Origin of the sequence: Corynebacterium sp. HMSC071F07 (assembly GCF_001810285.1) — a bacterium.
Classification (GTDB): domain Bacteria; phylum Actinomycetota; class Actinomycetes; order Mycobacteriales; family Mycobacteriaceae; genus Corynebacterium; species Corynebacterium simulans.
The window spans coordinates 1-7713 of the sequence record NZ_KV800671.1; the positions used below are offsets into that span (position 1 = coordinate 1).

8 protein-coding genes and 1 pseudogene are annotated in these 7713 nt (G+C 54.7%); 4 read left to right on the forward strand and 5 right to left on the reverse strand.

The window, feature by feature from the left end:
• Window positions 1-700: hypothetical protein (locus HMPREF2724_RS12740; protein WP_168164855.1), on the forward strand; the 700-nt coding region annotated here is incomplete at its 5' end.
• A 4-nt stretch (window positions 701-704) separates the two neighbouring features.
• Here HMPREF2724_RS12740 and HMPREF2724_RS00115 read toward each other — a convergent pair.
• The 4 genes and pseudogenes from HMPREF2724_RS00115 to HMPREF2724_RS00135 all read right to left on the reverse strand — a co-directional run bounded on the left by HMPREF2724_RS00115 (window position 705) and on the right by HMPREF2724_RS00135 (window position 3924).
• Window positions 705-1625: a NaeI family type II restriction endonuclease gene (locus tag HMPREF2724_RS00115; RefSeq protein WP_062035412.1), complete on the reverse strand. Its 921-nt coding sequence runs from the start codon at window positions 1623-1625 to the stop codon at window positions 705-707.
• A gap of 10 nt (window positions 1626-1635) precedes the next feature.
• Window positions 1636-2673, reverse strand: coding sequence for a DNA cytosine methyltransferase (locus tag HMPREF2724_RS00120; RefSeq protein WP_061921833.1), 1038 nt, complete (start codon window positions 2671-2673; stop codon window positions 1636-1638).
• Window positions 2674-3203: 530 nt separating this feature from the next.
• A pseudogene (locus tag HMPREF2724_RS00130) lies at window positions 3204-3458 on the reverse strand (NUDIX domain-containing protein); the annotation flags it as partial.
• A gap of 52 nt (window positions 3459-3510) precedes the next feature.
• Window positions 3511-3924 carry a (deoxy)nucleoside triphosphate pyrophosphohydrolase gene (locus tag HMPREF2724_RS00135; RefSeq protein ID WP_070586651.1) on the reverse strand — a complete coding sequence of 138 codons (414 nt, stop codon included), beginning with the start codon at window positions 3922-3924 and terminating at the stop codon, window positions 3511-3513.
• Window positions 3925-4058: 134 nt separating this feature from the next.
• Here HMPREF2724_RS00135 and HMPREF2724_RS00140 point away from each other — a divergent pair, with 134 nt between their 5' ends.
• Entirely contained in the window at window positions 4059-5405 is a 1347-nt protein-coding gene (locus HMPREF2724_RS00140; protein WP_070586652.1) for a YjiH family protein, read from the forward strand.
• Window positions 5406-5452: 47 nt separating this feature from the next.
• A complete protein-coding gene (locus HMPREF2724_RS00145; RefSeq protein WP_082778587.1) occupies window positions 5453-5941 on the forward strand; it encodes a hypothetical protein in 489 nt (162 codons plus the stop codon).
• A gap of 36 nt (window positions 5942-5977) precedes the next feature.
• Here the strand turns inward: HMPREF2724_RS00145 and hutG are convergent, their stop codons facing one another.
• Entirely contained in the window at window positions 5978-6910 is a 933-nt protein-coding gene (gene hutG / locus HMPREF2724_RS00150) for a formimidoylglutamase (protein ID WP_061921846.1), read from the reverse strand.
• Window positions 6911-7008: 98 nt separating this feature from the next.
• On the opposite strand from hutG, the gene HMPREF2724_RS00155 reads away from it, so the two are divergent.
• On the forward strand, window positions 7009-7713 hold a 705-nt coding region (locus tag HMPREF2724_RS00155; RefSeq protein ID WP_070586655.1), incomplete at its 3' end, for an IclR family transcriptional regulator.

Here is a 7713-nt window from a genome sequence, read left to right on the forward strand (position 1 = left end):
ACACCGGTACCAAAAACTCGCATCTGACAAATTGGCGTGTAAGAGCGCATGGACGAAAAGTGCATTAATTTCTTCAACAGGGTCTCCCGAGTCATTAGGCGGTAGCAGGCCGCGTGGTGAAGATTCCGAGACTCATAGTGGCTCAAACGAAGCAACTGGAGGACAAGGCGACACGGCCGTTCTGTCAGAATCTATTGATGGGGACAAAACCGGTGTGCGTCGAGCGAAATCCGATGGCATCTCAAAGGTTTCATGGGATGACGATTTTCCATTCGAGGTTCGGTTCCTCGCAGCGAGGTTCGAACCAAACGAAAGGTTCAGAACTAATAATGGTGGAACGGGTAAAGGCGTTTTACATCTGAATTTGTATTTTCCGCTTTTCCAAAATGAGTTTAAGTATTGGCAGGAGCAGTATGGTCACGCTCCGTATGAAGAAGTCATGGAAATCGTGAAATCTGCATACGAAAGTGAAGCAGTGTCCAAGGTGATGCATGGGAAAAAGCTGAATGGTGCTCGAACAATTAGTCCAGAGGCGCTAGAAGAAGCTGAGTCCCCCGTAGATTTGAGTATTTCTCAAACCGTAGTGAATGCTTGGCTAGGGACAGAAGCTCTGACTGCTGCGCTGTTGGGGCTGGTTAATGTTGAGTCGCGGATCGTAAATCGATTCAATGGGCGTCACTACATCAGGACCGGAGTTTAGACGTCTACTTGAATGGGAGTGTCGGGGCTGGTTCGACTGCATCGGTTGGTGTTGCAATTCGCCAGTAAGAATCATCGATATAGGTTTTAGAGCCCTCGAAGCTTTTCTCACACTTAACTAATCGCGTTGATAGTGAATCACCGTCTTTGGGGATTGGCAGGCCTAATTCGGCGGCAATTTTCTGGTGCTTGAGGTAATCTCCAAGGATCACGATCCCCTCAGGCTGTAGAGCAGAACGAGAGCCTCCGTTGTATCGAATACGCTTCATATAGTCCTTTTGCTGCGCGACAGTGGCGATGATGCCACGTGGGACTATGATGCCTTGAGCAATTCTGAACAATTCATTGAGGCGCTGAGCTCCGGAACTTGAAGAGAAAATCTTTGCTCGGTCGTCCTCGCTGAGTTGTAGGAGGGTGTTCGGCGGAAAAGCTTCGTCTAGGAAAAGCCATTGAATTGCGCTGCGACCAGCGGCGGAAATCGAGCGCTTGCCGTCGCGATTGCTGCCTCTAGTCAGAATTGAGTAATCGAGAAAAGCGAATCCCACTCGAAAAGTTCCCTGCTCATCGTCGGCATGGCAAAGCATTCCATGATGCCCGAGAGCCTCGATAGGGATCATCCAGCCAAACTTCTGTTTCGAGTACTTGCAGTCAACTTCGAAGCCCTCGATGTCGAAATCCATCACCTCACCGTCGCCGATAAAGCCGTCGAATTCTCGGCGAATGTTGATTTCGACTATTGAGCCGAGGTGAGCAGATTCGGTCTTACTGAGCTGGCTAATGGCGAAACGTCCAGTATGTTGACCATCATAAATCTGGTCGAAAGACTCGCGGAAGACACGTCCGAGGCGTTCTCCCGTGGGGTCTTGCTCTTTGAATGCAGCCGCTAGCTGTATAGAAATCGTGTCAGGTTGAATCTTGGCAATCACCTTGCCAATTTTAAATCAGACTCAGCTGGTTGACACGGGTTGGTGTTGCAGGTTCTAGAGACTTCGGAATTGGTTTCTTTCGCAGCGCGAACTTTATGCGTTCGCCGAGTGCCTTGGCCACCGGCGGAGGAAAGGCATTGCCAACCTGCCGCCATTGTGCGGTTTTCCCACCGGCCCACTTCCAGTCTTCGGGGAAACCTTGGATGACACCACCCATTCGTACCGTCAAACGCGGCATTTCTTGTTCGGGGTCTGTTGTGAAATCAGCAGCTGGCGGTGATTCGGCGATAGAGGAGCCCTTAATTCCGAGTTTCTTCCAGGCTTCTCGAGCACGCGTTGGCCCTACATCTGGGCCACCATGTTTTTTGCTTCCGCCCACAAGAGTCGGGCCCACTGTGTTTGCGTTTCGAGCCCAAGCTTCAGCTCCAGGCCAACCATTTTCTGCCATTAGCGGGAGAAGTGCTGTTCCCACCGGCATGTGTGATTTAACTACTTTCGGCCAGGCAAAATAGTTGGCAAATTCGTCCTTTAAAGCGACAAGGATGAACCTTGGTCGAAGCTGCGGCACTCCATAATCAGCTGCTTGGAGAAGTTTCCAAAAGGCGGTGTACCCCATTTCTTCAAGCTGATCGATTATTTGATCTCGGTAGGAGTCAAACCGTTTTTGACCGAGCCCTTTAACGTTTTCTAGAAGCACAGCACGTGGATCAATTTCGTTGATCAGACGTAGCGCCTGTGGAAAGAGGTCGCGTTCATCGTCGGCGCCAAGTTGCTTACCTGCTATTGAAAAAGGAGGGCATGGAACTCCGCCAGCAAATAGGTCGATTTTCCCTCTCCATGGCCTACCATCCAGGTTATGGACGTCCATTTCATGGACATTCCATTTTCCAAGAGGTCCTTCAGTTCCGCGGTTCTGGCGGAGAGTTTCAGCGGCCCAATTATCGATTTCGACGACCGCTGCGTGATGGAAACCTGCCTGTTCTAAGCCCAAAGCCTGGCCGCCAGCGCCAGCGCAAATCTCGAATGAGTGGAGGCGTGAGGTAGCCATCGAGCCGGTTCCTTTCTGAGCGTGAAAACGTAAACAATCATCGTGTGATAATGGTTTGATTAATAAAGTGTCTGTGTTGATTCTCTGTTGAGAGCATAGCGAGTTGGCGGACATTCCATATAATTTTACGAACGCTTGTTCCCTTAAGAGGTGTAATTGCATGAAAACGACGCGAGTGCCCTGGCATCGAGATGAGATCTTGGTAGTGGCTGCGATCGGGATCAAGTATGGGTGGCCGAACACGTCGCCGCGTTCGGAAATGGAAAAGCTCTCGAGTCTACTGCGTAGATGCGCCGTCCACCCTGAAATTGAGCCAGGTGAAGAGGACACGAAATTCCGTAATGTTAATGGAGTCGAGCGAAAATACTACGACTTATTAACTGCACGCCCAGGATATCCAGGAAACGCGACCAATGGTGGAAAAACTACTTATTCGATTGTTGAATACATGATTGAGCACCAGATGGAAGTCTTTGAAGCTGGAATTAAGATACAGCAAATGCTGGAGTCTGACACATACCGGAGTTTCGTTATCCCAGGCCTAAGAGTTTAAGGCTCGGAATGTCGGTCGGCGCCCACTCTAGTTCTTGGGCTTTGTCTGGGGTGACCCAGTGGGTAGCGTCGTGGTCGGTGAGGGCGAGGCCTTCGGTTGTCAGGTTGGCCTCGGTGGTGCAGCGAAAAGTAGTCAGCTCGATGGTGGCGAACTTGTACTCGTGCACGGTGGTGGTGACCTTCTCGCCGATGGTGGCTTCGATACCGAGCTCTTCGTGAAGCTCACGGGCGAGGGCTTGCTCGGGGGCCTATCTAGTTGGTCAAGTCCGCGGGTGGATTCCTTTCTTAGCTGTGACTAGAAGCAATAGCTTCTACCGCAGGGATATCTGCGGGAGCCCAAGTAAGATGCGCGGCCTCTGTGGAGGTAACCCATTTCGTATCGTCGTGGTCGGTGAGGCTGAGGTCGTCGGCTAGCAGGGAGGCGGTGGTGGTGCAGTAAAAGGTGGTGAGCTCGATGGGGGCGAAATCGTAATGGTGAACGGTTGTCGTTACCTTTTCACCGACGGTGGCTGAAATGCCGAGTTCTTCCTTAAGTTCGCGCGCGAGTGCTTGCTCTGGTGTTTCGCCGGGTTCGATCTTGCCGCCGGGAAATTCCCACATGCCAGCAAGGGAAGTGCCGGGCTTCTTGCGGAAGGCTAAAAGCTGTGTGCGTTCTTCATCGACGAAGACGGCGCCCACAACGCGAATGGGTTTAGACATGACTCTATTGTGCCTTGGATCTCGAAAACGTGTAGACAGCAGTCTGTAACTTAGCTAACATATTCCCAATGTTCGCGTAAAGGCTGTCGCGCGGGCTTGAATTTTGTATGCAAGCTTGAGGGGACGGTTTTACTGTGACTTCTACCGAATCGGTTTACTCCTCCCACCAGAGTCATGACGGGGAAATTCCGCAGCCTGGGGGACGGTGGAAACTCTTTTTATATAGCGCGATTGGCGCATTCGTATTCTTCCTGCCGGTGACGTATCAGGATAAGCGCTCTATTCCTTTGGACCACATGGTCACCATGGTGCGTGAGGGGATTCCGGCGGCGGTGCCGTGGATTATCTTTGCCTTGGCCGTGTACGGAACGGTGCGGAGTTTTATTACCGGCGCATTTAAAGAAAGCGCGCTTCAGGCAGTCTTTGCGGTGCTCAATGTTGTCGGTGCGGTGATCTCGTTTCTTATGGTCATCGACGCGCTGCCGTGGGTGCTCGGTGACGAGGACTTGGTGCCGTTCCTGTGGAACTCGATTGCCATTCCGGTAGGCCTCATCGTGCCTATTGGTGGTGCGTTCCTAGCGTTTCTCATTGGCTTTGGCCTGCTGGAGTTCGTCGGCGTGCTCATGCAGCCCATCATGCGACCGTTGTGGAAGACGCCGGGACGCTCTGCTATTGATGCAGTGGCCTCGTTCGTGGGCTCATATTCACTGGGAATTTTGGTCACGGACCGCGTCTACCAAAAGGGCGGATACACCGGGCGTGAGGCAGCGATTATTGCCACCGGCTTTTCGACGGTCTCTGCGGCCTTCATGGTCATCGTGGCCAAGCAGCTCGACTTGATGAAGGTATGGGGCACATACTTCATCGTCACGCTCATCGTGACTTTTGTGGTTACCGCCATTACCGTGCGGATTCCGCCGCTGCGCACCATTCCAGACGAGTATTTTGCGGACGCGCACCCAGATCCGGAAAAGCCGGTGGAAGGCTCGCGCATCAAAAACGCGTGGCGCGAGGCGATGTTGGCGCTACAACGCGCACCGTCGTTGTGGGAGTCCATCTGGGAGAACCTGCGCGATGGTGTGCGCATGGCGGCAGCAATCGTGCCGTCCATTATGTCGGTGGGTCTCATCGGACTGCTGCTTGCGCGCTTTACGCCCATCTTCGAGTGGATTGGCTACCTGTTCTACCCATTTGCGTGGGTAGCGCGGCTTCCGGAGCCGGTACTAGCGGGCAAGGGCGCGGCCATGGGAATTGCGGAGATGTTCCTGCCCGCCACCGCAGTGGCAGGCAGCGACAGCATGGTGCTCAAGTTCGTCATCGGCGTGGTGGCAGGCTCTGCCATTATTTTCTTCTCCGCATTGGTGCCGTGCATCCTGGCAACCAAGATTCCGGTGAAGCTGACTCACTTGGTCATCATTTGGTTTGAGCGTGTCGCGCTGACCATTCTTATCGCCACCCCGATTGCCCACCTGCTGTTTTGATAGGTTAAACCCAAGACGGGTTAGAGGATCTATATCGCTGGAGGGCAATGATGCTTATAGCCACTATCGCAGCTGAGGTAGCCTTTTGGCTTTGCTTAGTGGCTGGCTGCCTCTTGCGCTACGTGTTTAATCTGCGCAAACTCGGTTTGATACTTATGGCCGCGACCCCAATCATCGACCTGCTGCTCTTAGTATTTTTCTACGTGAGCCTGAGCCAAGGCGGTAGGGCCGAGTTCATGCACGGATTCGCGGCCTTTTATATTTCTTTCTCTGTTGTCTTCGGCAAAGACATTATTGGATTCGTAGACCGGAAGGTTTCTGGAGTTGCACCCCGAGAAAGTGCTCATGCGGACAGGCGCAGTTTCACAAAGTGTGTGGTTGCGAGTGCTGGCGCAGCGCTTTTGCTGCTCATAGGCATTGTGGTGACTGGCTTAGCGGGTAGCTTCTGGCTTGTCTACTGGCTCATCGCTGTTGCCTTTACTCCCGCTATGTGGTGGGGAGTCCAACGTTGGATGAGTAAGAAAGCTACCCGATAAACTGCGCGGCCTGGGTAAACCCAACGCCGTTGGCGTTTAGCTAGTGAGGTGGGCCGTGACAATGTCATCGATAAGCCGTGCCGCTGCTTTGGCGGTGCGGTTATCTATGTCAAAGGTGGGATTGAGCTCGACGACGTCCACCAGAGCCAGCTTGCCCGTCCGCGCAATTGCTACGGCCATGGCGCGGATACGCTCATAGCTCACGCCCAGAGATGCCGGGGCGGATACGCCCGGCGCGGTAGAAGCCGGCAGGACATCGAGGTCGATGGACAAGTGAACCTTGTCCTTGCCCTCGGTGGCGCGGGCTGCAAGTTCGCCGCACTCGGCCGGGGTGAGGTTGGTTAGCTCTTCATCCAAAGTGATGGCCACGCCGAGAGATTCGGCTTCATCAAAAAGCACCTTGGTGTTATTGGGGCGGGAGATGCCCAGCACGGTGTAATCAAAGTCATCGCTAAGCTCCGAAATCTGCTTGAACGGGGTGCCGGAGGTGGCCTGGTCCGCGCGGCGGAGATCGAAGTGGGCGTCGAGATTGATGATCTTGGTGGCGCCTACCGCGCGATACAGGCCGCGGTGGGAGCCGAAGGCGGTTTCGTGCCCGCCGCCCAGGATGATGGGGAGGGTGCCGGCCGCGACGAGTTCTTGCACCTTATCGGAAAGGGCGTCGTGGGCACCCTCGAGGTCATCGGCCTGTGTGGTGATCGTGCCGGCGTCGGCAAGCGCATGCTCATGGTGCACCGCCAAGGAGCCAAGCGCGGAACGCAGCGCGGCTGGGCCTGCGGCTGCCCCCTGGCGTCCGCCATTGCGCAGCACGCCCTCATCGGAGGCAAACCCCAGAAGTGTTACGGGGGCAGCGGAGTCGGTGGACTGATTGATAACGCTATGCCAGCGAGCATGCTCTGGTCCCAGGCCATCGGAGCGGCCGGACCATTCGGGGGCGGGGGTGAAAAGTTCAGCTGTTTCAGTGTTCATGGTCTTCGATGTTAGGCAAAACCGCGGCGTGTGGCAGGAAACTCTGCCTACAATCACTAAGCGTGAGTACCAACAGAGTCCCCGCAGCACGTCACGCGATGGAGATCCTCAAGCTTTTATCCACCATCGACGTCCCTATTTCTGCCGCACGCATCCAAGGTGAGCTCAACCTGCCGCGCTCATCTACGTACCACCTGCTGGCGGGGATGGTTGATGCTGGGTTTGTAGCCCATTTGCCGGAGCATAAGACCTATGGCCTAGGGCTGGCCGCGTATTCCATGGCCTCGGCCTATGTAACGCAGCAACCCTTGGTGCGCATGGCTACTCGGGACTTGGAACAGTGTGCGGCGCTGGTGGGTGGATCGGGGCATCTGTCACGTATGGCTGGATCGGAAATTTTGTATCTGCAGGAGGTGCGTGCGGCCGGGGCTACCTCCTTGGTGACCGAGGTGGGCGTGCGCCTGCAAGCACATAAGACGGCATCCGGGCGTGTGATGCTGGCGCATCTGCCTGATGCGGAGGTGCGCGCCGCCTTTGATACTGCGGGAGGTAGCGGCTTTGCCGCGTTGAAAGAACGCTTGGGTTTGGTAGCTGCACGCGGGTGGGACCAAGAGATTGAAGAAATTACTCGCGGTCAGGCCTCTGTGGCGGTACCCATCCTGGATCATTTGGACCGCCCAGCGGCGGCGGTGGCGGTGACGTATCCGGTAGGGACGCCGGATACGAAGGTAGACGCCGCTATTCGAGCTTTGCTGGAGGTATCGGACAAGATGGCGGCTAAAATGTACCGCAATCATAAAAAG

Bases quoted from the DNA above. Each gene is read 5' to 3' on its own strand.
- HMPREF2724_RS00120 (WP_061921833.1), bottom strand. From the start codon at position 2,673: ATGGCTACCTCACGCCTCCACTCATTCGAGATTTGCGCTGGCGCTGGC.
- HMPREF2724_RS00135 (WP_070586651.1), bottom strand. From the start codon at position 3,924: ATGTCTAAACCCATTCGCGTTGTGGGCGCCGTCTTCGTCGATGAAGAA.
- HMPREF2724_RS00145 (WP_082778587.1), top strand. From the start codon at position 5,453: ATGATGCTTATAGCCACTATCGCAGCTGAGGTAGCCTTTTGGCTTTGC.
- hutG (WP_061921846.1), bottom strand. From the start codon at position 6,910: ATGAACACTGAAACAGCTGAACTTTTCACCCCCGCCCCCGAATGGTCC.